Origin of the sequence: Paenibacillus sp. WLX2291, assembly GCF_046603665.1 — a bacterium.
In the GTDB taxonomy this organism is placed as follows: Bacteria; Bacillota; Bacilli; order Paenibacillales; family Paenibacillaceae; genus Saccharibacillus.
In genome coordinates this window covers 3979082-4004087 of the sequence record NZ_CP176755.1, presented here as the reverse complement: position 1 = coordinate 4004087, position 25006 = coordinate 3979082, and the positions used below count along the sequence as shown (strand labels likewise).

General features: G+C 43.2%; 32 protein-coding genes and 1 pseudogene. 19 read left to right on the top strand and 14 right to left on the bottom strand.

All coding sequences use genetic code 11. The features are described 5' to 3' along the window. Positions 1 to 40: 40 nt before the first annotated feature. Complete coding sequence (locus ACDE64_RS17120) at positions 41 to 1357, bottom strand: hemolysin family protein (protein ID WP_411347634.1); 1317 nt, start codon at positions 1355 to 1357, stop codon at positions 41 to 43. A 484-nt stretch (positions 1358 to 1841) separates the two neighbouring features. Between ACDE64_RS17120 and ACDE64_RS17115 the strand changes: the two genes are divergently transcribed. Beyond that, entirely contained in the window at positions 1842 to 2318 is a 477-nt protein-coding gene (locus ACDE64_RS17115; RefSeq protein ID WP_411347633.1) for a VOC family protein, read from the top strand. 40 nt (positions 2319 to 2358) lie between these two features. Next, positions 2359 to 2730 carry a hypothetical protein gene (locus ACDE64_RS17110; RefSeq protein WP_411347632.1) on the top strand — a complete coding sequence of 124 codons (372 nt, stop codon included), beginning with the start codon at positions 2359 to 2361 and terminating at the stop codon, positions 2728 to 2730. A gap of 132 nt (positions 2731 to 2862) precedes the next feature. Here the strand turns inward: ACDE64_RS17110 and ACDE64_RS17105 are convergent, their stop codons facing one another. From ACDE64_RS17105 to ACDE64_RS17075, 7 genes are all read right to left on the bottom strand, one after another. Further along, positions 2863 to 3699, bottom strand: coding sequence for a sulfurtransferase (locus tag ACDE64_RS17105; protein WP_411347631.1), 837 nt, complete (start codon positions 3697 to 3699; stop codon positions 2863 to 2865). 29 nt (positions 3700 to 3728) lie between these two features. Next, a complete protein-coding gene (locus tag ACDE64_RS17100; RefSeq protein WP_411347630.1) occupies positions 3729 to 4577 on the bottom strand; it encodes a MerR family transcriptional regulator in 849 nt (282 codons plus the stop codon). Positions 4578 to 4679: 102 nt separating this feature from the next. Continuing rightward, positions 4680 to 5429 carry an ABC transporter ATP-binding protein gene (locus tag ACDE64_RS17095; protein WP_411347629.1) on the bottom strand — a complete coding sequence of 250 codons (750 nt, stop codon included), beginning with the start codon at positions 5427 to 5429 and terminating at the stop codon, positions 4680 to 4682. A gap of 55 nt (positions 5430 to 5484) precedes the next feature. Further along, a complete protein-coding gene (locus tag ACDE64_RS17090; protein ID WP_411343306.1) occupies positions 5485 to 6240 on the bottom strand; it encodes an ABC transporter permease in 756 nt (251 codons plus the stop codon). An 85-nt stretch (positions 6241 to 6325) separates the two neighbouring features. Next, on the bottom strand, positions 6326 to 7495 hold the full coding sequence (locus tag ACDE64_RS17085) for a phosphotransferase enzyme family protein (RefSeq protein WP_411347628.1): 1170 nt from the start codon (positions 7493 to 7495) through the stop codon (positions 6326 to 6328). Further along, a complete protein-coding gene (locus ACDE64_RS17080; protein ID WP_411347627.1) occupies positions 7492 to 8418 on the bottom strand; it encodes an ABC transporter substrate-binding protein in 927 nt (308 codons plus the stop codon). Before ACDE64_RS17080 ends, ACDE64_RS17085 begins: the two co-directional genes overlap by 4 nt. Positions 8419 to 8516: 98 nt before the next feature. Next, positions 8517 to 9542, bottom strand: a complete 1026-nt coding sequence (locus ACDE64_RS17075; RefSeq protein ID WP_411347626.1) for an ABC transporter substrate-binding protein — start codon at positions 9540 to 9542, stop codon at positions 8517 to 8519. Positions 9543 to 9789: 247 nt separating this feature from the next. Between ACDE64_RS17075 and ACDE64_RS17070 the strand changes: the two genes are divergently transcribed. Further along, the gene (locus tag ACDE64_RS17070; protein WP_411347624.1) at positions 9790 to 10332 is read left to right on the top strand and encodes a DNA topology modulation protein; all 543 of its coding nucleotides are present in this window, start codon (positions 9790 to 9792) and stop codon (positions 10330 to 10332) included. A 144-nt stretch (positions 10333 to 10476) separates the two neighbouring features. Here the strand turns inward: ACDE64_RS17070 and ACDE64_RS17065 are convergent, their stop codons facing one another. Continuing rightward, positions 10477 to 11241, bottom strand: a complete 765-nt coding sequence (locus tag ACDE64_RS17065; RefSeq protein ID WP_411347623.1) for an SDR family oxidoreductase — start codon at positions 11239 to 11241, stop codon at positions 10477 to 10479. A gap of 28 nt (positions 11242 to 11269) precedes the next feature. Continuing rightward, complete coding sequence (locus ACDE64_RS17060) at positions 11270 to 11659, bottom strand: MerR family transcriptional regulator (RefSeq protein WP_411347622.1); 390 nt, start codon at positions 11657 to 11659, stop codon at positions 11270 to 11272. A 104-nt stretch (positions 11660 to 11763) separates the two neighbouring features. On the opposite strand from ACDE64_RS17060, the gene ACDE64_RS17055 reads away from it, so the two are divergent. Both ACDE64_RS17055 and ACDE64_RS17050 read left to right on the top strand, forming a co-directional pair. Beyond that, on the top strand, positions 11764 to 12318 hold the full coding sequence (locus tag ACDE64_RS17055) for a hypothetical protein (RefSeq protein WP_411347621.1): 555 nt from the start codon (positions 11764 to 11766) through the stop codon (positions 12316 to 12318). 15 nt (positions 12319 to 12333) lie between these two features. Then, complete coding sequence (locus tag ACDE64_RS17050) at positions 12334 to 12708, top strand: hypothetical protein (RefSeq protein ID WP_411347620.1); 375 nt, start codon at positions 12334 to 12336, stop codon at positions 12706 to 12708. Between the two features lie 129 nt (positions 12709 to 12837). Here the strand turns inward: ACDE64_RS17050 and ACDE64_RS17045 are convergent, their stop codons facing one another. Continuing rightward, a complete protein-coding gene (locus ACDE64_RS17045) occupies positions 12838 to 13629 on the bottom strand; it encodes an SDR family oxidoreductase (protein ID WP_411343298.1) in 792 nt (263 codons plus the stop codon). Between the two features lie 114 nt (positions 13630 to 13743). Continuing rightward, positions 13744 to 14124 carry a winged helix-turn-helix transcriptional regulator gene (locus tag ACDE64_RS17040; protein WP_411347619.1) on the bottom strand — a complete coding sequence of 127 codons (381 nt, stop codon included), beginning with the start codon at positions 14122 to 14124 and terminating at the stop codon, positions 13744 to 13746. A gap of 300 nt (positions 14125 to 14424) precedes the next feature. Between ACDE64_RS17040 and ACDE64_RS17035 the strand changes: the two genes are divergently transcribed. Both ACDE64_RS17035 and ACDE64_RS17030 read left to right on the top strand, forming a co-directional pair. Beyond that, the gene (locus ACDE64_RS17035) at positions 14425 to 14976 is read left to right on the top strand and encodes an NAD(P)H-dependent oxidoreductase (protein WP_411347618.1); all 552 of its coding nucleotides are present in this window, start codon (positions 14425 to 14427) and stop codon (positions 14974 to 14976) included. A 230-nt stretch (positions 14977 to 15206) separates the two neighbouring features. Beyond that, positions 15207 to 16361 carry a copper amine oxidase N-terminal domain-containing protein gene (locus tag ACDE64_RS17030; protein ID WP_411347617.1) on the top strand — a complete coding sequence of 385 codons (1155 nt, stop codon included), beginning with the start codon at positions 15207 to 15209 and terminating at the stop codon, positions 16359 to 16361. A 193-nt stretch (positions 16362 to 16554) separates the two neighbouring features. On the opposite strand, the gene ACDE64_RS17025 is transcribed toward ACDE64_RS17030, so the two are convergent. Further along, positions 16555 to 17172 (bottom strand): hypothetical protein, encoded by a 618-nt coding sequence (locus ACDE64_RS17025; protein ID WP_411347616.1) that lies wholly within the window; start codon positions 17170 to 17172, stop codon positions 16555 to 16557. 209 nt (positions 17173 to 17381) lie between these two features. On the opposite strand from ACDE64_RS17025, the gene ACDE64_RS17020 reads away from it, so the two are divergent. From ACDE64_RS17020 to ACDE64_RS16965, 12 genes and pseudogenes are all read left to right on the top strand, one after another. Then, positions 17382 to 17774 carry a hypothetical protein gene (locus ACDE64_RS17020; RefSeq protein WP_411347615.1) on the top strand — a complete coding sequence of 131 codons (393 nt, stop codon included), beginning with the start codon at positions 17382 to 17384 and terminating at the stop codon, positions 17772 to 17774. After that, positions 17764 to 17919, top strand: coding sequence for a hypothetical protein (locus ACDE64_RS17015; protein ID WP_411347614.1), 156 nt, complete (start codon positions 17764 to 17766; stop codon positions 17917 to 17919). Before ACDE64_RS17020 ends, ACDE64_RS17015 begins: the two co-directional genes overlap by 11 nt. Next, positions 17909 to 18391 carry a hypothetical protein gene (locus ACDE64_RS17010; protein ID WP_411347613.1) on the top strand — a complete coding sequence of 161 codons (483 nt, stop codon included), beginning with the start codon at positions 17909 to 17911 and terminating at the stop codon, positions 18389 to 18391. Before ACDE64_RS17015 ends, ACDE64_RS17010 begins: the two co-directional genes overlap by 11 nt. Before the next feature lie 118 nt (positions 18392 to 18509). Further along, positions 18510 to 18890 (top strand): hypothetical protein, encoded by a 381-nt coding sequence (locus ACDE64_RS17005; RefSeq protein ID WP_411347612.1) that lies wholly within the window; start codon positions 18510 to 18512, stop codon positions 18888 to 18890. Positions 18891 to 18973: 83 nt separating this feature from the next. Beyond that, entirely contained in the window at positions 18974 to 19579 is a 606-nt protein-coding gene (locus tag ACDE64_RS17000) for a histidine phosphatase family protein (RefSeq protein WP_411347611.1), read from the top strand. 31 nt (positions 19580 to 19610) lie between these two features. Next, a complete protein-coding gene (locus ACDE64_RS16995) occupies positions 19611 to 20261 on the top strand; it encodes an HAD family hydrolase (RefSeq protein WP_411347610.1) in 651 nt (216 codons plus the stop codon). 20 nt (positions 20262 to 20281) lie between these two features. Beyond that, on the top strand, positions 20282 to 20824 hold the full coding sequence (locus tag ACDE64_RS16990) for a short-chain dehydrogenase (RefSeq protein WP_411347609.1): 543 nt from the start codon (positions 20282 to 20284) through the stop codon (positions 20822 to 20824). A gap of 83 nt (positions 20825 to 20907) precedes the next feature. Then, complete coding sequence (locus ACDE64_RS16985) at positions 20908 to 21261, top strand: YciI family protein (protein ID WP_411347608.1); 354 nt, start codon at positions 20908 to 20910, stop codon at positions 21259 to 21261. A 14-nt stretch (positions 21262 to 21275) separates the two neighbouring features. Beyond that, positions 21276 to 21446 (top strand): annotated as a pseudogene (locus tag ACDE64_RS16980) (CPCC family cysteine-rich protein); the annotation flags it as partial. 470 nt (positions 21447 to 21916) lie between these two features. Beyond that, positions 21917 to 22516, top strand: a complete 600-nt coding sequence (locus tag ACDE64_RS16975) for a hypothetical protein (protein ID WP_411347607.1) — start codon at positions 21917 to 21919, stop codon at positions 22514 to 22516. Between the two features lie 726 nt (positions 22517 to 23242). After that, positions 23243 to 23590, top strand: a complete 348-nt coding sequence (locus tag ACDE64_RS16970) for a hypothetical protein (protein ID WP_411347606.1) — start codon at positions 23243 to 23245, stop codon at positions 23588 to 23590. After that, entirely contained in the window at positions 23587 to 23844 is a 258-nt protein-coding gene (locus ACDE64_RS16965; RefSeq protein WP_411347605.1) for a hypothetical protein, read from the top strand. The genes ACDE64_RS16970 and ACDE64_RS16965 overlap by 4 nt, the downstream gene beginning before the upstream one ends. A gap of 208 nt (positions 23845 to 24052) precedes the next feature. Here the strand turns inward: ACDE64_RS16965 and ACDE64_RS16960 are convergent, their stop codons facing one another. Continuing rightward, positions 24053 to 24922, bottom strand: coding sequence for an alpha/beta fold hydrolase (locus ACDE64_RS16960; protein WP_411347604.1), 870 nt, complete (start codon positions 24920 to 24922; stop codon positions 24053 to 24055). Positions 24923 to 25006: the final 84 nt, after the last annotated feature.

The following is a 25006-nucleotide window of genomic DNA, read 5'->3' as shown; positions in this document are numbered from 1 at the left end:
TCACCTCCATATGAATGATGTTGTATGAGCAACGTGCATCTTAGGTTTCAAGTGGTACTTCACTGTAATTCAACGATACCCATTTGATCTGCATATCGTCTTTTTCCGCGACTGTCCAGACACGCTCTGCCTGTTCCAGACGCTCGCCTTCGCCAATATCCGTCCCTTTATGATGCAAAATCCAGCCACCAATTGTATCGGTATCGTACCGATCGTCAAAAGCAATACCAAAGCGGCGTTCCAGATCATCCAACAGCACGCGTCCGTTGATCAGATACTGCCCTTCGCCAGTCTGCCGAATATCGTTCACCTCATCAGCATCAAATTCGTCGCGAATCTCACCGACCAATTCCTCTAGCACATCCTCCATCGTCAGCAAACCGGCAGTACCGCCGTATTCATCGACAACGAGCGCCATATGAACCCGTTTCTGCTGCATGCGTAGCATCGCTTGCTGAATTGGCATTGATTCCGAAATGAATGGAATCGGACGAATAAATTGATCCAGCTTGGCAGTTGTGCCGTTAATAATATGCGGTAGCATCTTCTTCGCATTGATCATCCCGATAATCTGGTCTTTGTTCTCATCCGATGTGACTGGATAACGGGTGTAATAATGCTCGTCCAGAATGCTGACAATCTCGCTGTAATCCAGATCGCGATCCAAGGTGACCATCTGGGTACGCGGAATCATAATATCACGCGCTACACGCTCGTCAAAGGAAAAGACATTTTCCATATACGACAGCTTGGTTTCGTTAATCTCGCCGCCTTCGTAACTTTGCGTCATAATAATCTTCAATTCGTCTTCTGAATATACCTGTTCATGTCCAGCAGGCTTCACGCCAAAGGCACGCAGCAATACGCGCGATGTTCCGTTCAATGCCCAGATGAGCGGATACATAATCCGTCCGAACCAGTAAAGCGGACTCGCAAGCAGTAATGTCATTTTCTCCGCAAACTGAATTGCCAGCGTCTTCGGTGCCATTTCGCCGACAACGACGTGCAAGAACGTAACGAGGAAAAAGGCAATCGCATACGAAGCGACAGAGGCTGCGGCAGCCGAAATGTTGAAAAAGTCGAATACCGGATACAGCAGCATCTCTACCGCTGGTTTACCGATGGCACCGAGTCCGAGTGCGGTCACCGTAATACCGAGCTGACAGGCAGACAGATAGTAATCCAGATCATGGGCAACTTTTTTGGCGATGATTGCTTTTTTATTGCCTTCTTGAATCAACTGGTCAAGCCGGGATGCCCGTACCTTGACGACAGCAAACTCCGAAGCGACAAAGAACGCGGTTAATGCCAATAGGACAACCAGAATAAACAAATTGATTATCGTTGTTAGGTCCAATGATTTCCCTCGTGCGAGGGATTCACCTCCACAATAGAAATAGTAAAGCAGTAGCATAACAAGATGAAAATCGATACTGTGCTGATATTGTAGATTGTGATGCCAATATTAATGTTAGCCCTGTGCGATTACAAAAGTACGCACATCCGACGGTGCAGTTATTCTAGTACATAATCGCCTATTACGTAAAAAGTCCGTATGAAGGAGACAATATACAGGAACGGAGAAATCAGTAGAAATCGCTAACGCCTTCCCAAGTCTGTTGCCTCCTTCCATAAAGTAGTGCTTACAAGTATAACATAAACACATCTGTACCATACAGTATCACGTTATGGTTTGAAATTTTGTCAAATCCTTGACAGAAGAAGGGAATTGCGACGATTTAGATAGCAAGGATGACGATATCGGTAAGAATTGGTAAAATGATACAAGTGTAGGAAGGCATTGGCTGGAGAAATGAGAGGAAAAGGAGAGTACAGAACAGATGATTTTGGGACTATATGAAGCTCATTTGCCGGTTAGTAATCTGGCGCAATCGATTGAATTTTATGCCAAACTCGGTTTGGAGCTGGCTTGGGAAAGTGAAGATACTATATTTTTCTGGATTGAAAAAGAAAAGAGTTGGCTCGGATTATGGGAAGGCGGGGAGTATGCTACACCGTATCATCCATCGCTACGACATATCGCTTTTCGCGTCAGTTATGATCAGCTAAAAGAAAGTGTACAGTGGTTGAGAGCATTGGATATTCAACCCGTTCCTTTTCGTGATCGAAGTACGATCGATCCTTTTGTCAGACCGGATCAGGGGAATGCTTCTGTTTATTTTGAAGACCCGGACGGCAATAGTCTGGAATTTATGTGCTTTGTAGAGGTGCCAGAACAGATGAAGCAGGTGACGGATAAGCTGTCTCTGGAAGAATGGGAGCTTGCTTGTGCGAAATATAACGGAAGCTTGGAGTAAGGTGGGTATGTAGATTGTTTTGTGCCAAGGAGGTTTTGAGATGAATAAGCAATACGCAGCAGTCATCGCGATAATCTGCTCGATCATTATAGGCTTATCGATCATCAGCGGCTTTTACATGTTGAGTAAGTCTGCCAGTATGGGAACGGTGAGTGAGAGTGAGCAGACGGAAACGACACAATCGAATGTGCAAAAAGACGTGATGAATGAGCAGGAGGTTGCTGCTTATCTGGGCATAGATGTGACCGATGTGGAAGCAGTTTTGCAAAAGGACAAAATGACCAAGCAGCAAATGGGCGGTGGTATCTATGACACGTATCAGTTCCTGCCTTATATGCAAACGGCGTCTGGTAAGAAAATCTTTTATAAAAAGCATGTGGATGGTTGGGTTGATTACCAGTCTCAGAAATAGGACTACGCAGATCGTTAAGTACATCATCACGTTGTTTCTTTAAGAACAACAAGCAAAATAGCGTCCGATTCAACCAGTACGGGAATCGGACGCTATATTTGATGCTGATTTCTATTCAATATTGTCCGATGATTAACTCGTGCCTGTTGCAACTGGCGCATCTTCATAGCTAATCCAATCGCCCCAGCTGCCTACATATAGTCGAACATGCTTATACCCTGCTTCCAGCAAAGCCAGCACATTTGGACACGCCGTCACACCAGCGTTGCAATACACGGCATATTCGCGATCCACTGGCAAATCAACCAATCGATCCCGTTGTAGCGTTGCATCACCGAAGACTCCATGTTCCGTCACACCGTGCTCCCAGAAATAATTCACAGCTCCGGGAATATGACCATTTCTTGCGTATTTGGTTGGCGTCTCGGCTGTGTAACTTCCGTGTGTCCGCGAGTCTATGAGCAGCAATCCATCTTCACCTAGACGACTGGAAATTTCATATACATCGATGACCAGTTCACGACGAAGTTGTGGTAGAAATGAACGCGCAATCGCAACAGAAGGCTCACTTGTAACTGTTCCGCCAGCCTGAACCCACCCGGCAAATCCCGCGTCTAGCAGCTTCACCTGATCATGCCCGTAATAATGCAGCATCCACCAGAGCCGTGCCGCTACAGCGCCATGCTGATCATCGTACACAATGACTGGTGTGGAAGCATCAATTCCTGCCTGTCCCAGTTTGTGTGCAAATACCTGTTCATCTGGCAGCGGATGTCGACCACCATGCTCCAGAATAGGACCAGACAGATCGTCATTCAGGTCAAAATACATTGCGCCCGGAATATGACTATGTGCATACGCAGCTTTACCTGCTTCGATATCGCCAAATATAAACCGCGCATCCAGAAACACAGCTTGTTGAAGTTCCCATTGCTGTAGCGCTTCTTGCACTGAAATTAAATAAGACATACGAAATCATGCTCCTTTCCAGCAATCCTTCAAGCTCCCAGCGACCGAATCGGTACGATCAGCTCGGTTACATAATGCTCTGGCACACGCGTGCTCCACGGATCGATAATATTACGCTCATACGCCGATCCACGCAATGCAAAGTTATGCCGTTCCGCCCAGTCTAGCAGTCGTCCATACGTTTCACCGATCTGACCATATCCACCTTTGTGCACCGTCGTAATTGCCTGAAAGCCGCCAATCACCTGCGTATGCACGCCTGGTTGATCATCCTCAATCACCGACGTATAACAATCCACCTCGCGGAAGTTACCATCCATCCGCTCCTGCAAATGGTCAAAATGCAGCATAAATGGTCCATACGCGAACACATCACTACGCTGGCACAGTTCTACAAAGGAGTTGCTGTACAGCATTTCCTCATGCTTTTGCCCATCTTCCAAGCGATAGCGAAAATGCACGGTCTTGTATACCGGAATGGTGCGCAGATCGATTCGTCCGGTTGCACCCGGTTGCGTCAGATACGCTTCACCATCCTGTAGCAGCTTTCTCCATTCCGTAATCGCAAAATGCTTTTTGCGTAGCGCATCCATTTGTTCCTCGACCGAAGTCAGTTCTTTTTGGAAAAAGTTGCTCAAAATGCCGATATCCAGCTCTTGGATCAGCTCCTTAATATCATCGAGCTTGAAGCCAAGCTGCTTGTAGTACTTGATCAATGGGATTTTGAGCGCGCTTTGTTTGGAGTAATAACGGTAATGACTTTCATTCGAAATCCGATCCGGTCGCAGCAGACCAATTTCATCGTAATAACGCAGTGTTTTTACGGGAATATTGCATAGCTTGGACACTTCTCCAATCGTCAAAAATTCCAATTCCATGCCGGTCGCTCCTTTCCGGTACATCTGTTGTATGGAAACTATAGAGTTCGAGTTACCACCGAGTTTCACCGAACATCAACGCAAAGTGAAACCGAAAACAACCTAAAGCAAGGACAAAATGTGCTCCTTGATCTCCAACAATTCGCCTGAGACCAACCGCTGTGCCTTATCTTCTCGCAGCATGGGCAAGCCCAGTTCTTCTACAATTCGCCCCGGACGTGAGGACATCACATACAGCCGATCAGACAGCAGCAGCGCTTCGTCAATGTCGTGCGTAATGAGCAGAATCGATAGATTCAGATTGTCTTTCATCTCTAATAGCCAGCGTTGTAGCTTACTACGAGTGATAGAATCAAGCGCACCAAATGGCTCATCCAACAGCATCATGTCCTGTGACGTCAGAAACGTACGCAAAAAGCTAGCCCGCTGCTTCATCCCACCAGACAATCGATACGGATACTGGGACTCGTATCCGCGCAGCCCCATTAGATCGATATATTCTGCTGCCCGCTGGCGACTGTCCTTTTTGGAGACGCCGCTTAATCGCAGAGGTAATGCGATGTTGTCGATGACCGTTTTCCATGGTAGCAGCAGGTCTTTTTGCTGCATATAGCCGATTTGACTTTGCACCTGAACTTGCCCGGCGTCTGGTTGAATCAGTCCAGCAATCAGGTTGAAAATCGTACTTTTCCCGCAACCGCTTGGTCCCAGTACAGTGACCAGCTCGCCGCGACGAACGTACAGATCGATGTCGCGGATAATCTCGGTATTGCCGTATCGCTTGCCCGTTCCACTGAGCTGAATCAATGTATCCGTGTCTAACGTGGAAGATGGGGAGAGGATGGTGGACATGAAGATCAGCTCCTTTGATGCCTAGTGCTAGTTATGTGTAGCTTACTTGGATGGTTTATTTCCAATGCGTAACTTTTTTCGAAATATATTCAATCAGATAGATGATCAGCATGCTAACGATGACGATAACGACGATTGAGGCGAATACTTTATCCAGCGCATATGCCTTTTTGGCGCGAACCATATAGACACCGATGCCCTGCATGCCGCCTTGCCATTCGGCGATCACTGCTGCCATGATCGTGTACGTAGCAGCAATTTTTAAGCCGGAAAAAAAGTTCACTGCCGCCGCAGGTAATTTTAAATGCAGAAATACCTGTATTCGCGATGCGCCAAGCGAACGGAACAGATTCAGATAATCCTGATCCACTTTGCGAAAGCCGTCTGCCAAACTGACCGCAATCGGGAAAAAGCACACCAGAATAATGACCAATACTTTGCTCAATATACCAAAGCCGAACCAGACGATCATGAGCGGTGTGAGCGCGATAATGGGAACTGTCTGCGAGATGATCAGAATCGGATACAATGATTTTTGTACAGGTGCAAAGCTATCCATAACAATGCTGAGTAGAAATGCCAGCACAATCGACAGCGAGAATCCAATCACCGCTTCGAGCAATGTTACTTTGGTGTGATCAGCAATCAGACCCAAATCGGAACCTAACGCTCGTACTACATCTAGCGGGGAAGGCAACACATAAGCCGGAATATGTGCGAGCGATACAATCGCCTGCCATAGACCAATAAGAACAATAACAGCAGCCAGCGGATAGATCCGGTCTGTACGCCGTAACGATGATTGAAGCATATGATCACGCCTTTGATTTATAAATATACTATTCTGATGAATTTAATATGAATTAGAATCAAGATAGCAAACTTGCTTACTGACGTCAATGTGAAATTGGTAGCTTCTGAAGCGAAGCGTGAATATAATCCAGCACATCCCGACCATCCTGATGATGAAACCAGTGCGCATGTCCCAGCAGGAATTCCTCATACGCGAGATCAGCATTCTGTTGTGAATGAACAATCCCTTCAAAATAATCAATCTCCGATAACGCATATTCTGCATGCACGAGCGGTAGCATTAGTGGCAATGCTTTGCGCTCAGCCTCACTAAGCGGACGCACTTCATGATATCCCTGCAACAACGCATCTAGCTGCTGATAATGGACAATGCCGTTGTCCCCTGGATGATCCATCCGTAACCATTCAATCGTATTGCGCTCTATTGTCGTTGCGAGATCATACATCGCATTCGTGCGATCTGCCAATCCAAAGTCCAGTATGGCAGTTACGCGCACATCGCTGCCTGACCCGCTCCATAGCATATTGGAGCCATGCAGATCATTGTGCGTCCACAGCGGTGGAAGCGAAGATAGCAGCGGATATAGCTGACGGTGAAAAGGAAATAAAGGAAGCAAAATATCTTGCTGCCAGCTGCGACCATTCAGATAACGTGCCAACGCTGGACGCTGGGCAATATAGCGATCCAATCGCGCCGCCGGATCAATCGAGGCAAAGATACCAAAGCTGGAAATGAGCGGACGCGGCTGACGCGCAGGTGCATCATACCCTTCTGCCGCCAGATGCAGCGAAGCAAGCGCGCGTCCAGCTTCAAACGCATGAGACACATGGTGAAACGGCGTCCACGATACATCATCCCGATACCAGTCTTCACCGACCGCGAGTGGTTGCAGTTCATACGTCCATTGCCCAATTGCATGCGCAGTTTGCCCATTTACATCTGCCCATACCGGGTGTACCGCCGCACCATGAGCATGAAGATGCTGAATCAAATGATGCTCCTCCAGCATCCCCCGTACATCTCGTACCGATACATGATGCCGTTTTATAAATACCGACCCGTCATCTGTCACAGCAATCGCTGCACTGGAAAAGGGGCGCGGGCTATGCCAAGATAGCTTGTGCAGCTTGCCGAGCTGTGGATAGCGATCGATTAACTGTTCCGCTTCCGTCAGCGTAATAGTCTGCCAGTCACGAAGCGCCGGTTCTACGCCCATTCCGTGGGCAAAGCCAGTATCCAGCTCATTGCTCATGACGATTCCCCCTGTGTCAGAAATTCATTCGTATAGGAGTCGCGCCAGCGCTCAGGATGCTGCAAAATGCCATGACTCGCCAGCCAGTGCGAATATGACTTGATCCATTGCGCGCGCTGGTATCCCCATTGCCCATCATGCAGCCACGTAGCCGCAATGAGCGGCAAGGAACGATGAATTAGTTTCGCAGGAAAGTAAGGCAAAATCTGCTCATAAATGCCTACCGCCAGCGATGGATCCGCAGCAACTGCCTGAAACCCTCGCGCAGTTACGGACAGAAAGGTACGAATCTCATCCGGATCAGCCGCAACTTTAGCCGATGTTGTACCGAGCTGATAGCTATGATACGAAGGAGCACCGATTTCATCGACGGGCCAGATCAACCGTTGCTCTGCCGGAATGAGCGAATCCATCTGAATCTCCCACGCCCAGTAGCTGCCAAACGTCGCATCCGCTTCACCCGCAGCAATATCTTCAGCTGTCCATTCCCGTACGCCGCTGTTCACCCATTCAATCTGATCGGGGTCGCCGCCGTCGGCTGTCACCAGATGACGAACCATTGCCAGCCCGCGTGGTGTCGGATTGAGTGCAACCCGGCGACCGCTCAGATCACGCGGACGTACAATGCCGGTTTGTTTGACCGTTTGGATCGTTTCCATTGCCCGATGATTGATCGCTGCAATCGCTTGGACGGAAGGCTGTCGTTCTCGCAGTACCAGCAGGCGATTGCCTGGAAAGATGCCATAATCCGCTTCACCGCGATCCAGATAGGAGAGCGTATCACCACGCCCTGGATCGGCAGAAATGAGCTCCACATCCAGCCCGGCATCTGCATACCAGCCCTGTTCGCGGGCGTAATAAAATCCAGCAGAATTTGTCCACGGATAAAAATATTCCAAAATAACCCGGATACGTTTCGTCATAGCGATAGACTCCTTATGAATCAAAATAATAGAAAAGAGAAAGCGGGAAATTCGTAACTTTTGGCGATAGATATAGAAGTTCATCTGCTTCGTCAACGTTAAGTTTGTGGCAAAAATTCGTTCGTATACGCCTGATCAGCAGGCAAGTCTTTTGTAATCAAGCCATTTGATTTCAAGAAATTCGTATAACGGTTCCAGACTTCATCCTTCATCTCGCCCCAGCGTGGTGCATCGTCGATGTATTTGTCTGCCAGATATTTCTGACTGTCGATCGCCAAGTTTTTATCAATTTCCGGTGCATATTTTAGCAAAATATTGGCGCTTTCCTCTGGATGCTCAATCGCATATTGATAGCCGCGAGCTGTAGCTTGCAGGAATTTACGTACTTTTTCCGGGTTGGCCTGAATCGTCTTCGTGCCGGAGATCAATAGTGGTGTATAATAATCGAGCGCCGGATCAAGATCACGAACTGGGATGTAATTCAGCTCGATATGCTTCAATTTGGCTTGAATACCTGTCCAGCCTTCGAAGATCCAGGCGAAATCTACATTGTTCTGCGTGGCGGCGAAGAAGTCGTCATCCCCAAGATTGACCAGCTTGACCTTGCTAAAATCGGCGCCGTTCTTGCTCATCACCGCTTTGATTACTGCTTCTTCAGACGGTGTACCCCAGCCGCCATACAATTTGCCTTCAAAGTCTTTGACGGTTTTAATACCTTTGTCTGCTGGTGAAGCAAAGCCAGAGGTATTGTGCTGAATGAGCGCTGCCACCGCCTTGATCGGCAATGGATCGTCGTTCGTCAGCGCGTAAGTCACATCTTCCTGATAACTGACTCCAAAATCTCCCTGTCCCGCTGCAACCAGAGTGGCTGTTGTACCGTCAGAAGGTTGAATAATATCCACATCCAAGCCCGCTTCTTTGTAATAGCCTTGGTCGAGTGCGACATATAATCCGGTATGATTCGTATTCGGTGTCCAATCGAGAATGACGGTCGTTTTCTCTAATTGCCCGCTACTTGCGCTCTCCCCGGATGCTGTTGTTGATGATGAGCACCCACTCAGTACTAGTAATAATGACAGTGCGCCGGTGATGCCCAGACTGAGACGTTTAGAAATAACATTCATCTTGGTTCCCCCTGTATGCTGACATGACGCCAGCGAATGAATACAATGAAACAACTTATCTGTTAATTCTGATGAGTTTACTTGGTAATGTGAGTATGATAAACCCTCCACATAAGGGGAGAGTCAAGAATAATTTAGCAAAAAAGTTGTGTTAGAGAATTTTTCACTCATTTACTGGGCATCCTGGCAATATGTTGTGTGCAGGCAGAAGAAGATGTATTACATACGATATAGAGGAGGAATATCAATGCAAAGCTCATCTACCATGCAGAAAATTATGATCATCGGCTGTTCCGGTGCTGGCAAATCAACATTATCGAGAAAACTTCATGAGACGTTGCACATTCCAGTTATCCATATGGATGCGCATTTCTGGCAAGCGAACTGGCAGGCGACCGAGGATGAGGAGTGGGACAGACAGGTGGAAGCATTCGCACAGGCAGATTGTTGGATTATCGATGGCAATTATGGTCGTACGATGGATATTCGTATCCAGCATGCAGACACGATTATCTATCTGGATATGCCGCGCTGGCTTTGTCTGTACCGAGTTATCAAACGCCGTATTCAATATCATGGCAAAAGCCGTCCTGATATGAACGCAGGCTGTAATGAAAAGATCGATTGGGCATTTATCAAATGGATATGGAATTATCGCAAACGAAGTCGCCTACAAACATTGGAAAGATTACGCAAAGTTGAAGGGGACAAGCAGATCATCACGATCCGTAATTCGCAGCAATTGCATACATTTCTGAAGCAGCTGTCTACATCATCTGTTATCGTCTAATTGCCGCTATGTGTATTGCGTTAGCAATGACAAACACTCGCCAGCATGCTGACGAGTGTTTGTAGTACTGCTATGTTAGACTCACACGTATAGATCCACACATAAAAGGAACAAAAGCGAAACAGAATAGCCAACGTACCCGTATTATTGTTCAAACATATGCTTGGTCGACTGATACATCTCATCGGTGTATCGGTCAATATCATCCCGCGACATGCGCATACGACTCACCGATGTACCGTAGCCAACTTCCAGCTGTCCCGCTTCCAACCCTTCAAAGATGCCATCTGCAAAATCGTTAAGCGGCTCGCCATGTGTATGCAAACCAGCGCCACCGAGATCGGTATTGACCGCAGGTGGGGCGATCTCGATCACCTCGACCGACGTATCGCTCAATTGATGGCGCAGACTCATCGTGAACGAATGCAGCGCTGCTTTGGTAGCGGAATAGATAGGAGCGATAGCGAACGGCGTAAATGCCAGCCCGGACGTCACATTCAGAATCGCAGCCGACGATTGTTTGGCAAAATAAGGTGCAAACAGCATCGCCAGATGAAACGGCGCTTCGATATTCGTCGTAATCTCGCGATTGAATTCGCTCCAGTTCGTCTTGGCATCGGAGCGAAGTACATGGAACCGTTGCTGAATTCCAGCATTGTTCACCAGCACATTCACATCAGGATAGGTAGTTGTCACCCAGTCAAATAGCGCGATGCGCTCGGCTTCCACATCCAGATCGCTCACACGGGTAATTAGCTCAGGAAACCGTTCTTTGGCTTCCGCAAGTGCTTGCTCGCGCCGTCCACAAATAATAACCGTATTACCCGCACGCAAAAATCGTTCCGCAAAAGCCAGTCCAATACCGGCGCTTCCACCTGTGATCACAATCGTATTTCCACTCAGCTTCATAAAAGAATACCTCTTTTCTGTGTTTGATTTACATCGTCGTTGGGGATTCTGTTTGGGATTGCAGTTGTTTTTGATAACGTGTGATTTTGGAGTCCATCGCGTCTAGCGCTTCGTGCATAAACGAGATTTCGTCCAATACCGCCTGCTTGTGTTGCTGCATCATGTCCAAACGTTGCGGTATAGTATGATTACCCTCAATGACCCAATCTACATACTGTCGAATAGTACGAATCGGCATATGCGTATGTTTGAGATAAATGATAATCTTGAGCAGCATCATTTGATGCTCCGAATACAAGCGACGTCCGGCTGCATCGCGCTCTACAAGCGGCAGCAATCCCTTTTTCTCATAAAAGCGCAGCGTCGATTCTGGCAAATCAAAATGAGCCGCCGCTTCGCCAATGGATACATAGTTCATCTGAAGGCCTCCAGGTGGTTGCAGTATACTTTCGATATCGATAGCTTCATGATAGGACTTAAACCATGGTTCATGTCAACAGAAAAAATTAGGGAGGGAATAGAATGGACGAGTTAAAAGAGTTTCGCCGATTTTTACGATTTTTGTTTCTATTGATGCCAACGATCTTAACAACGATGTTATTGATCAAATTTTTCCCGTATACGGGCTTGGGAAGAATTGTAACGGTTCCATTTACATTTTTAATAAATATTTTTATTGTTGGACTAGCAATGTTAATCACGTATCGGAAAAGGTGGTTCGTGATTACCAAAGTTACTTTGACTATTATTATTACAACGGCGATTACGATTAAGATGTATCCGCAAGACTCAGGTATATCGGTCGTTCAACAAGCAAAAGAAGCAGTTCAAGCTATTCAACATATCGGCAATTTAGACAGATCGTATCTTCAGTATGACGGCTACAATCAGGAAGAAGAGTACGTCGTAGCATTGTATAAATTTAGAAACGAAATTCCGATGGACGGTACATATCAGTTGTACGATAGAGAAAATTTATATTTTTACGGATTTACTATTCATAATATGCAAGATATCCCCAAAAAGTTAATTGGACATCATAAGCTAATGTGGCTCTATATGTTGATGTTTAAGTGAATAGGAGAGCAACTCATGGTTTACTACAACAAACCCATATTAGGATGGATTGGGATAGGATTATTTTCAATGACGGTTGTTGTTCATTTGTGTTTTAAGTTGTCTCGCACGACAGATGTAGGAATAGGCATACTATTATCGGGAGCCAATGCATTATGTATGCTATACACATTACTATGGATTGTACTTGGTATATTGGAACTTCGTATCTTTTTGAGAATGAAAGAAGAGTTGGAGGAGAGAAAGCATGACAAAACAATATCCACAGAAAAGTATCTATTAACATCCAAAAATCTAAAATATTGTTTTATCATAAACGGACTTTACTTATTGTTATTTGTACTGCAATTAGGCTATGTCATTTACAGCTGGGATGAATTGAATATCTAATCATCTATACTGACGCCATAAAACAAAACAGTGCCTTTTCGCCAGTTCCTTTAGTTCAAGGAAATATGCGAAAAGGCACTACTTATTTACAATCCGTTCGATTTACTTACAAACATCCGTCTTCGCTCATTACACCTGTTCTTCCCACAGCTTGGCTTGATATTCCTTCACCTGCTGCTCGGAAGCTTCTGGGTACACATTGCGGAATGGATGGTGCTTGGCATCAATGATTTCGACCATTTTCTCAATCATATCTTGTGGATCAAATTGCTGGGCAAGCAACTTCTCGCCCTTGAGCAGATCGGCACGTTTGGTAAAATTGGTCTTTTCGTCGTACCATTTTTCTTTTTCGGCAAACATCATATCGTTGAATCCAGTTTTGAAAGGACCCGGATTGATCGTAGCCACCTGCACATTAAATTCAGCCAATTCGTCCTTGAGCGCCTGTGCAATTGCTTCCACCGCATGCTTGGATGCGCAATAGGGACCGAGATAAGGCGTTACACTCAGACCTGCAATGGAGCTGATAAAGATAATTTTGCCTTTTTTCTTCGCAACCATCTGCTTGGCAACGAGCTGTACCAGCTCCAACGAACTGAATACATTTGTTTCAAAAATCTGGCGTAGATTCTCTACTGGCAATTCAGCTAGCGGTCCGCCCTGTCCAATCGCAGCATTGGCAACAAATACGTCGATATCGTATTTATCCACCTGAGCGCGATCCAGCGGATTATTCACATCCAGCTTGAATACATCGATCGTTAAACCTTGTTCCTTGGCATAGTCTTGCAATGGTGGAACCTGAGAGATCGTTTCAACGGTAGCAATAACGCGGTGTCCTTTTTGTGCAAGCCCGATGGCAGCGCCTTTTCCGAGTCCGGTTCCTGCACCTGTGATGAAAATGGTCTTTTTCCCTAGCATGTCGTTATCCTCCTGTTCGTTGATCATTCTCAATCCTGCTCGTACTGCATTTACCCGGACAGGCAGAGTGTCAATCATGGGAGAATAGGGCACTTCTACAAACGACCGATTGTACTACTTGGACACTGGCGCATAGGATGCCTCTGGCTCGTTTTCCAATAATTCAATCTCTTCACCTGCTTGCTGGCGCATATGGATATTTTCCGTTCCCCACGCGCACATCACTTCCACAATACGATTGGCAGTGACACCATATGGAGTCAGACTGTATTCAACGCGTGGCGGCATTTGGTCATACACCTTGCGTTCTACCAGACCATCGCGTTCCAGTTCGCGTAGTTGCTGGATCAGTACTTTTTGTGAAATGCCAGTGATGCTGCGTTCCAGTTGTCCAGTACGTTTAACACCAGTGATGAGCAGGCAGATAATCAGCGCTTTCCATTTACCACCGATGATTTCCAATGTGGCTTCAATGCCTAGATTATATTGTTTCATGATCTCATTCCTCTTCATTGTAATTTGCCAATATATGCTTGTATGGATGCATGGAACAGATAGATTTCACTTTAGGAATGGACGGATGAACTTCTATTCATTGCAAAGAATGATATCATCGTAAACCTTTATTCTGGCATAGCAGATAGCTACCGTCCAGTACACACTTTCAGGTAAGTATCTTACTTCATTGTGTGTATTTTCATCTTGAATGGACAGTAGCATAATAGGGATATTCCGAAGTACAGGAAGATGCATACACTATAAATCCTATAGAGAGATAGGAAAGGAGTACAGGATATGACACAAACATTAGTAATTCTCGCACATCCGAATCTGGAGGTATCGCGTGTCAATCGCCGCTGGCAGCAAGAATTGTTACAGCATCCACAAGAGATAACGGTGCACGAATTATATACTGAATATCCGGATTGGCAGATCGATGTAGAACGAGAACAGCGCTTGCTGGAGCAATACGATACGGTGATTTTACAATTTCCATTATACTGGTACAGCTATCCACCGTTACTGAAAAAATGGATGGACGACGTGTTCGCCTACGGCTGGGCATATGGATCGACAGGCGATCGTTTACAAGGCAAATCATTCGGGCTGTCCATGTCCATTGGAAATACACAGACTAGCTACCTACCAGATGGTTCCGTTTCGTTTACAGTAGAGCAGCTTATCGCTCCGTTCAAAGCAAGTCTGCATCATGTCGGAGCTATTGAACTGCCGTATTTCGCATTTTTCGGAGCTTCGTTTCAGGCAACAGATGAGCAGGTGGAGCAGAGTGCAGCCGATTATATACGGTATATTTTGCAATCTTCTCCTGTAGTGGAACAGAAATAATCGGATACGAGCATAGAGATAGTATGCGATATAGTACGCAAGAATCGGCCCAGATTGTGCTAGACCATCTCGTAATTACATGAAATGAATCGTCAATGATGTACTGCCTATATCCACCGATGCTCTCGCAAAACTGTGGGAGCATTTTTTCATATTTTGCTTACAATGAAACCTTTTCAAACATATAACCGTCATCAATTATACATACATAAATTAGGAGGTTGCCCAATATGCGTAAATGGATTACAGCTTTGACGATCGTGACAAGCCTATGCCTGACTTGCAGTACACTACCATCTTCTGCCCAAGCAAGTAGTACAGTCAGTATAAAAGAAGCAAGTATCGATTCCGGCGGCGATCGTTACCGTGTTACACTCACCAATCCTGTTTATATCAAAGACGGAAGAGTACTGCTACCGATTCGTGAACTTAGTCAACATGCCAGTCTGCGTACTTTCTGGAATGCTACCAACCAAACCGTTTCGCTATATGGAGCCGAACATACCATTCAACTGACCATCGGCAGCCAAACCGCTGCGGTAGATGGCAAAATAGTCCGTCTTGACGTACCCGCTCAGATCATCAATGGAGCTACCTATCTCCCACTAAAATTCATCGCCAGCGCCTTAAAGCAGACTGTATCTTGGGATTCGCCTAATCGAATCATTACTCTGCCTTCCTTGTATGTGATGGGCATGGATCACAATCTCACCTACTGGATCAACCGCGATACCAAGCATGTATACCAAGCGATTGGTCAGAAGCGTGGCAACCTCATCGGTAAAGTGAACATCGATCTGTACTATTCCACCGACTTTGAAGTGAAGAAGCTGTCAGAGTCATCCGCGTATATCAAAGCCATAGAAGCTGTCGGCGTCAACAACCGCATCCGTACAACAGAACGCTTCATCGCAGCCAAGAACATGATCGTAAAACAAAGCGTTTTATCTATTGTCGGCGACTTCAAGGACACCAGTATCGATACGAGCAATGGTGACTATGTACTGACCAATGGCAAACAAACCGACTTTGTCACACCAACAGGTCAACAGACGGCATCCTACCATTGGGCTGCTCCATTAAATCCAGCATATAACTATCTGGTCGAACACGCCGAAGCTCCATTCCTAATCGTCCGCGAATACGAAACCCAGCATCTGATTGTGTATAACCGAGAAACGAACAAACCCGTCTATCTGCACGAAGTACTGAATCTACCAGCAAAAGAAAAACAGTTCCTCATCCAAGCCGCCGCCGACCGATTCGCATATCCAAGCGAAGACAGTATCATTACATTCGTAAAAAACGATAACGGTACGTTGTCATTCCGCTACACATTTGCTTCGGATCATTCGACTCATACGTATACGTATAAGCTGGATTGAAATTAGAAGAGGAATGAGAGTGTAATGTTAAACATGTCATTGAACAGAGCCATGTAAATCAGTCCCAGTAAGATACAATGATAAAAAGCCCGTTTTGTACGGGCTTCTCATATGCTAATAATCAAGTTTTAAAGTGAAAAAGACGTTGGTTCACTTCTACAATCCAGAACATATAATCAGAGTCGTATTCGTATTATTGAAGTTTGAGATTCAATTGTTCCATTTGTTTTTGAAGCAGAGCCAAAGTGGTAGCCATTTCGTTAACGAGTTCCTGAGTCTGCTCATAAAGAGATTCGTCATCTGATTGCATATATTCGATACTTTTTGACACTACATCTCTACCTGTACTAGCAAAATACCAACCACGATCGCGAATACTTTCTACTTCCGTACGTATATCTTCGTTATTGATTTGCGGAAATTTCATAGATTGAAGCTTTTGCAATTGATCATTTATATTGTTATTATGTGTCTGAAAATAAGCTATAATCTCTTCATTGGTCGCATCCGAGGGCAAGTTTTCGACATCCCCTGCTTTACTCATTTCTTGTCCTATATAGTTGATGCCTGCATAGTATTGTTGCAAATACAGTCGAATATCTTCTTTTTCCTTAGTGGATAATTCAGAAGCGTTGCCACTGTTGGCTGCTACATCATCCGTTTCTGTTGAAGCTGCATCGGTACTACTTTGCACGGTTGGTGCAGAAGAGGAATATGTATCTTGCTGGTTGCTGTCTACTTCCTTACTATTTCCACAGCCGGATAATACTACGATAAAAGCTGCTGATAACATCCATTTTTGCAAATTCATAAAAATATGCACATCCTTTTTCGTTATAAAATGAGCTTCGTAACACGAACTTACTGCCCATCCTATATATCGGCCTCTACTCGGTATACTTTACCATATGACTATCTTGAATAGAAAAGGTTTCATGTTCAGGCATGAAATAAGCAGTTTAGCAACATAATCCATCATTTGCGCGTCAATAGTTCAAACTAGTATAGGATGTGTAATCTTTGACCAAAAGACCTTTATCAGTAAATATCATTTCTGTTTTGCTTATTCTTATCGGCTTTGCCAATCTTGTGTCGTATTCTATTGTTTTACGTAACGGTCTTGCTATTACAGCAACTATGTTTTATGAACTGCCCAGATGGGTCAACTTCGTTATTATGTATGCCGGAAGCTTGGCTTTGCTGATTGGAGGCATGTTGGTATGGAAAGGAAAGAACATCGGTCGTCTGCTTGTTGTTGGATGGTGTGTGTCGGCTATCGTTATATATGCAGATTACGTCATTCCAAGAATCCTGTATCTTTTCATAACTGTATGTATGCTGTTCAATAAGTCAGCCAATCTCTTTTTTGAATCTTCTGTAAGAACAAGCAATGATAGGAAGGGTGAACATTGAAGTTACCGAAAAAGTACCTTATTTGATTGCTGAGTTTAAACAATCCTTGCTGGACAATATGATGGAAACGTATGGCGAAAAAGATCAAACACGCTACGCTATCATGACAGTAAACAAAGAATGGAGATTTAATAATGGACTTTAAATATTGTAAACGAGATCCATTCCCTGAAAAGCAAAATGACCATTTACACTACGATACATTATCTATTGAGCTGCAAGTAGAGAAAAAAAGGGTCTACAGAAACATAAGTAAAGTAAAAGGGAAGATGGTTTCCGTTGTTGATTGGAAGTTACTTGTATACATAAATGGCAATAAATTAGCTCATGACGAAATACTGGTTGTGGAGGAATTTTTCAATACGTTGCTTCGTCCGGGCATCTATCCATTGTTCACATGCTCATGCGGCATTTTTGGTTGCGGCGGATATTATGTTGAAGTCATTCATGAAGGACAAAATATCACTTGGCGTACAGAGCAAATTCCTTTTGAAGATCCTCAACTGAAAACGCAGAGTACATTCGTTTTTACTCGCCATCACATGACCGAGGTGGCTGAAAGTCTCAGACAAGATCTTGCTGAACTTAGACATATTACCAATGCAATAATAGACTGAGCTAGCAATAATAAAAAATGGTTGAAGTGTATTAGATATTCAATCACTGTGACATGCCAGTGCTCAATAGCAAATGATCATATATATAAAATTTGTTTTTTAGGGAGAGTATTTAAAAATGATCAAGAAGATCGAAGAAATACAATCTATTATCGGTCATTTTGCAATTCATAGACTAAAATGGATTTCAGATTTTCATTTGCGCATTATTCACAACAAATATTTCGAGCCGATTTCTACACTTGATGTGACATTTTTGCTTAAAGAAAATGAAATAACTTATGAGTTATGTATACGATTTTCGGGTGTAGAATCTTTGAATTTTGAGTCTAGAGCAATTCTGACATACATAAGTGGTTTTAATATTAAGGATGTAACAAAATATGGTTATCATCCAATGAAATATGAGATCGAAGATTATGAGGATGCAGCTATACATTTTTATTGTACTGATATTGAGTATTTAAGTATCAAAGAAAGTGAAGATTTGGCTATTTGAAACACAGTACATCGTAAAACACCTAGTATAAATATACCGTACATATTTTAAGTATTTAATTCTCATATAGTCAAAGGAGAAGAATGATGACTATGCAATTCTTTCTAGTTCGTCATGCCGTAAAGGAAAAGGCTGTAGGGAATGTGGATATTACAATAGAAGGTATTAGTCAGGCACAGAAGACAGCGCAATATTTTGATCATGTGCCGATAACGGCGCTTATCTCAAGTCCTCTACAAAGAGCTATTTCTACAGCTTCCTATATATCACAGGTAACTGGTGTGGCAGTTCAAGTAGACCAGCGTCTGCGAGAGCGTGTGAATTGGGGAGATTTGCCGGAACAGACGTTTCAAGAATTTGTTGAGATGTGGGATCGATGCACGATGGAACCTCATTATATACCGCCGATAGGTGATTCCGCTCATGAGGCTGGAGAACGGCTGTTTTTATTGTTGATGGCATTAATTGATCAATATCCCAAGAGTAGTAATATTGTGATGATTACGCATGGGGGGCTAATTACCGATTATCTTACTAACTTTTTTCCCGAGTCTATATTGAATAAACTCAGATCTGATTTTATTTTGCAGCAGAGCCAGCTCGTATCCGAATGTTCTATTACGAAGTTAAGTTATGATGGCAATACATTCTCGATTGACCAGTTTGCTTCTACGAAACATTTACAATAAACGTTAATCACATGAACAAAGGAGTGGCGCGTTGATCAAAGCAGTTATTTTTGATTTAGATGGAACACTGTTGGATCGCGATCTTTCTTTGGAGAGCTTTATTAGAGATCAGTATGATCGACTAGACGTACTCCATTTCATTGATAAAGACGAATATGTTGCTCGCTTTATTCAGCTGGACAACAAGGGTTATATGTGGAAAGATATCGTGTACGCTTCTCTTATTGAGGAATATCAGATCTGGAACATTAGCGCAGACGAACTATTAGCCGATTACATAGAAAACTTTAAAAATCATTGCATCCCATTTCCTCATCTTACAGAGTTGTTAGAGCATATTATTTCCCAAAAAATCAAGCTTGGCATGATTACGAATGGATTTAGTGATTTTCAACTGGGCAATGTAGAATCCCTTGGTATTCGTCATTATTTTGAATTTATTATGGTATCTGAACTTGAAGGAATCAGAAAGCCAGATGTTTCTATTTTTAAAAGGGCGCTTGAACGTTTGGAGATAGAGGCTTGTGAAGCAATATATGTTGGCGATCACCCTGTTAACGATGTGATGGCGAGTAGACGTGTAGGAATGAAAGGGATTTGGAAGTGTAATCGTTATGATAAAGCTGATTTTGAGCATGACGGGATCATTTATGATTTGATGGATTTGAAACATTACTTGTAATGGATGAAAGGAGAACAGTGATGAAGCACGCACTCGTTATCGGCGGATCAGGAATGCTGGCGCAAACCTCATTATGGCTTGCGGATCAAGATTATTTTGTATCGATCATTGGCAGAAATGTAACGAAGCTGAAGCAGTTGTCCGACTTGAAGCCCAATATCACTTCCATTCCAGTCGACTACAGCAACGAAATCGAATTTAGAAACGCAATAAAGCAATCCATAACTGCAAACGGTAGCTATGATCTGGTAGTGGCATGGATTCATGGCAATGGGCAACCAATCATTCATATGTTGGATAGCGAAATAAAGCAAAGGAGTAGTAAGAAGTGGAAGCTATTTCATGTGCTGGGTAGTGGCGCGAATGTGGAGAAGTACGTGCAGAGTATCAACCAGACGGAGAACTACGCATATTATCAAATTCAGCTTGGCTTCGTGATCGAACCTACGGGCTCGCGCTGGTTGACCAATACCGAAATTGCCAGTGGAGTGATGGAAGGAATCATGGGAGACTCTAATTATCATCTGGTTGGCACATTAACACCTTGGAGTCAAAAGCCTTAGTGTAATCAACATCTAATATCGAGGTTAAATCATAAATAGACGCTCTCACAAAAAGCGAACTTAAACATAAAGGAGGAATCAAGATGTTGTTTATGATCATCGTTAAAGCTTCGGCAAATTCAGAAGCCGGACATCTCCCAAGTCCAGAGCTGATGGAAGCCATGAACCGGTATAATCAGGAATTGAAGGATGCAGGTGTACGTGTAATGGCAAAAGGACTTCATCCCAGCTCTAACGCCATTCGTTTGTCTTATCCTGAAACAGGTGGCAACCCCGTGATTAGCGAAGGCCCCTTTACTGATCCTTACAATACCGTAGCTGGCTTCATTCTTATCGATGTATCATCCAAAGATGAAGCCATTCAATGGGCGAAGAAAATGCCAGATCCGCAGGGGAATGGCGAAGGTCAGGTTGAATTGCGGCAAGTTTTTGAATAAGGAGTTGGTTTAACATGATGTATATCTGTCCCTGTTATGGATATAGAACCCTTGACGAAGAACCGCCGGGGTCCTTTTTTATTTGTAATATTTGTTATTGGGAAGATGATGATTTACAGTATTATGATGCAGATTTTGAAGGGGGAGCTAACCATCTTTCTCTTCGTCAAGCACAGTCTAATTTTGGGGAATATAAGCATGAGCTGTTGGACAAAGTCAGTGCATATGAATATGTAGGTGTGAGGGATATTTCCAACATGAGAAGAGTACCTTTTATAGAAATGTATACACTATTTAAAACCATGGATGCACATTTGAACAAATTGCTGCAACTGTACTCAGGATTACTAATAAGAAAGGAAGATAGTGAGTTTGTATACAGCTATGAAGAGATTGTTGATGTATATATCGACAGCGATCTCTGGGTTCGATACTTGAATGTAAAAGAGGGCGGCGAACAAAAATTGAATCGATTGGAAGTACATCGGGAACTTGCAAGGATAGAACAATACTTTACTGACCAAGTACGAATAAAACACCCGGATATTTGAGATACCAAATATGATGCAGCAATTTCCTTAAAACAAAAATATATCTCACAGATAAAGTTTAAGTTTTATAAAAATAAAATTGATATGAATGGGAAGATAGCGATATGACTAAAAATTTAATTGTTATTGGAATAATTATAGGTGCAATTTCGATATTAAGTATATTATTTACATATATATTTATGAAAATTGTTTTACCAATATGTGAATCATTAGGTGTATCTATCGCAAAAAGATTAAAGTCTACTTACTGGTTGTATATTCTTGAACTATTTTTCTTTGTTTTGATGATTTCGTTTTTGGTTTTAAGTATCAACTTAGGTGCTTTTTCTGGCGAAATATCTTCAACATTACTAATATACTTTTTTGTTTTTATAATATTAATCATTATTGAAACGAGTGCTTATCATGAATTTAGAAGGAGACATAGTGTACCAGTTACTGTAGGGATTATTGGTTGGATAACCCACAGGCAAATTTGGAAAAGCTATCTTGCAAAAAGGTTCATATTATTTCTTGAACAGTTAGCACACATATTTTTGTTACTAGTTCCTTTATATCTCTCTTTATATTTAATTTCTATTTTTCATTGGGAAGATAAATTTTACTTCATTACGCTTTTATTTTTACCTATTTATTCTAATATTTGGGTGTATGTAAAACTTGTATGGAAAAAATATTATTTTAGAAATTACTTTCAATAAATACGAGAATATTTTCATGAGAAGATTTATAATTTATTCTCTTATTATTTTTTATGTTTTTTTTGAAGTATATGAAAAATTTAATCAATATCTAGACGGATCTGGAAAAATTACGTTTGAATATATATTCATTAGTTCAGCAGTCATTTTATATATCGCAATAGATCGATTATTTAAAGAATTAGTTTCTGACGTAGAAAAGTTTAAGAAAGAAAATAACGAATGATTTAATTTATCAATACTAAATATAGGTTATGAACTATAGAAATAATCTGCTATAGTGCATATTTTAATACTTTGATTGCATTTGATTATTAGGAATAAAATCCACTGCAATCTTATTAAATATATTTACATCGACGAAGAGCGTAGTCATAAACTGCTGATCTATGAATATACTTCCATTCTATAAAATAGAGCAACACAGCACTAATATGGTCGCGATCTGTTCGCATTGAAAGAAGTGTTTACCATATGTGAATATGATGCGCGAGGTGGCTACAGTAAAATAACTGCACTGAGTTTTTACAATGTGCTGGAAGAATTGATTCGTTGGTTGGTGGAGTAGGGTGCAGATATGGAAGCAGTGGATTATCAGAACGAGACTCCGTTATTCACTGCTGTTGGTTCACATAAGTCTGCTGCTGTTCATGCATTGATTGGATTGCCAAAGGCGTCAATATCCATGCGCAAAACAATCAGCATCAGACTCCGCTGGAAAAGGCTTTGGCAACATGCTCCAATATCGATATTGCAGAGACGGCGAAGATTGCTGATCTATTGCTGGAAGTAGGAGCTGCAAAAACGCCGAACACGAAAGACGATATTAAATATATCGGTACTCATTTTGAATTTCATCGAGAACGATTTAACAAAGAATATATCCAAGAAACGGATGAAGGGCTTGCACATCTCTATAAGCTATTCGAGCTTGTACCGATTCAACAGCGTAAGATACATGATAGTGTATCGCAGATCCTGATATCTACACACGGTTGGCAGGCGCAGCGTGATGAGCTATGGAATGTACTTATTTCATCTTCTGGTTCCGCGTCTACGGTTCAAGCGAAGTGATCCGAATTATCGGCAAAGTCTCGCATGAGATTTTGGATAATGGCGAAGTGAATTGGGATAACCAATTCCGCAAAATGCTGCGCAATTTTAGTCTGGAAACACCATTAAGCGATGCCTTACTGAAAGAGGCAGAAGCTTTGGCAAAACAACTTCATGATGGAGACAGCACGGAGGGACCAGCGAGATTATGCCAACTGGCTGTAGAATGGGTATCACTAAATCCACAACCAATTTCGCTGGAGTCACCAGATTAAAGGCGTTGAGTTTGGAGTATTGCATAGGAAATAAGAGTAAGCAGCACTGCCGATATGCTTAGCGCTGCTTGCTTTTATTTATGCATGTATAGGGAACCGAGTAAAATCACAGCTATGAATAAAGGCTCAAAGTAAAAAATCAACACTGTATAAACAAAGCCAGTGCAGACAACGTTATTTCAAATAAATCTGTCTGAATATTATAAAATCACACTGTCCACAACCGCCGCTTCAGAAAATCACGAATCAACGACACGCTGATATCCAAATCTTCTTCCAACGGAAAATGCCCGGTATTCAACAGATGCACATCCACGTCTTCCAGATCATCCATATACGCAAGCGCCCCTTTGACACCAAAAAACATATCATTTTTGCCCCATGCGACTAATACAGGCGGCTGATACTCACGGAAATATTCATGCCATGTCGGATACTGCTTGAGGTTGTTCTGATAATCATAATAGAGCGCAAGCTGAATCTCCTGATTGCCTTCGCGATCCAGATGAATCTGGTCGTTGTTCCAATTGTCCGGGCTGATGCTCTGCGGATTGCGTGTGCCATTGACGTATTGCAGCTTCGTTATCGCAATCGATAACAGGTCCACTACACCTTGACGAACAGCAGCATCGTCCGGGTTTTGCCAAAATGCCTGAATCGGCGCCCATGCCGACTCTAATCCAATCTCGTACGCATTCCCATTTTGGGTGATGATGGCTTGTACACGTTCGGGATGCATAACCGCTAATCGGTAGCCGACTGGAGCGCCATAGTCATGCACATAGAGGCTATATTGCTTCAGATTCAATTGCTCCACAAAAGCATTGACCAACTCAGCAATCCCTTCAAATGTATAATCAAATTCCGTCATGGACGGTTGGTCGCTATTGCCAAAGCCCGGATAGTCAGGAGCGATTATATGGTAATCATCTTCCAGTTGCAGTATTAGATTGCGATACATATGAGAAGAGGACGGAAACCCATGAAGCAGTAAAATAGTTGGGTTATTCCGGTTGCCTGCTTCTCGGTAAAATAAGTTCAACCCTTGCACAACAGCAATCTTGTGTTGGACGTTCATATCAATCACCTCATCGTAGGATATGAAATAGAACCTGCAGGATTCTGTTCGTTTTGAATTATACATACAGGTCTGTATAGTTTC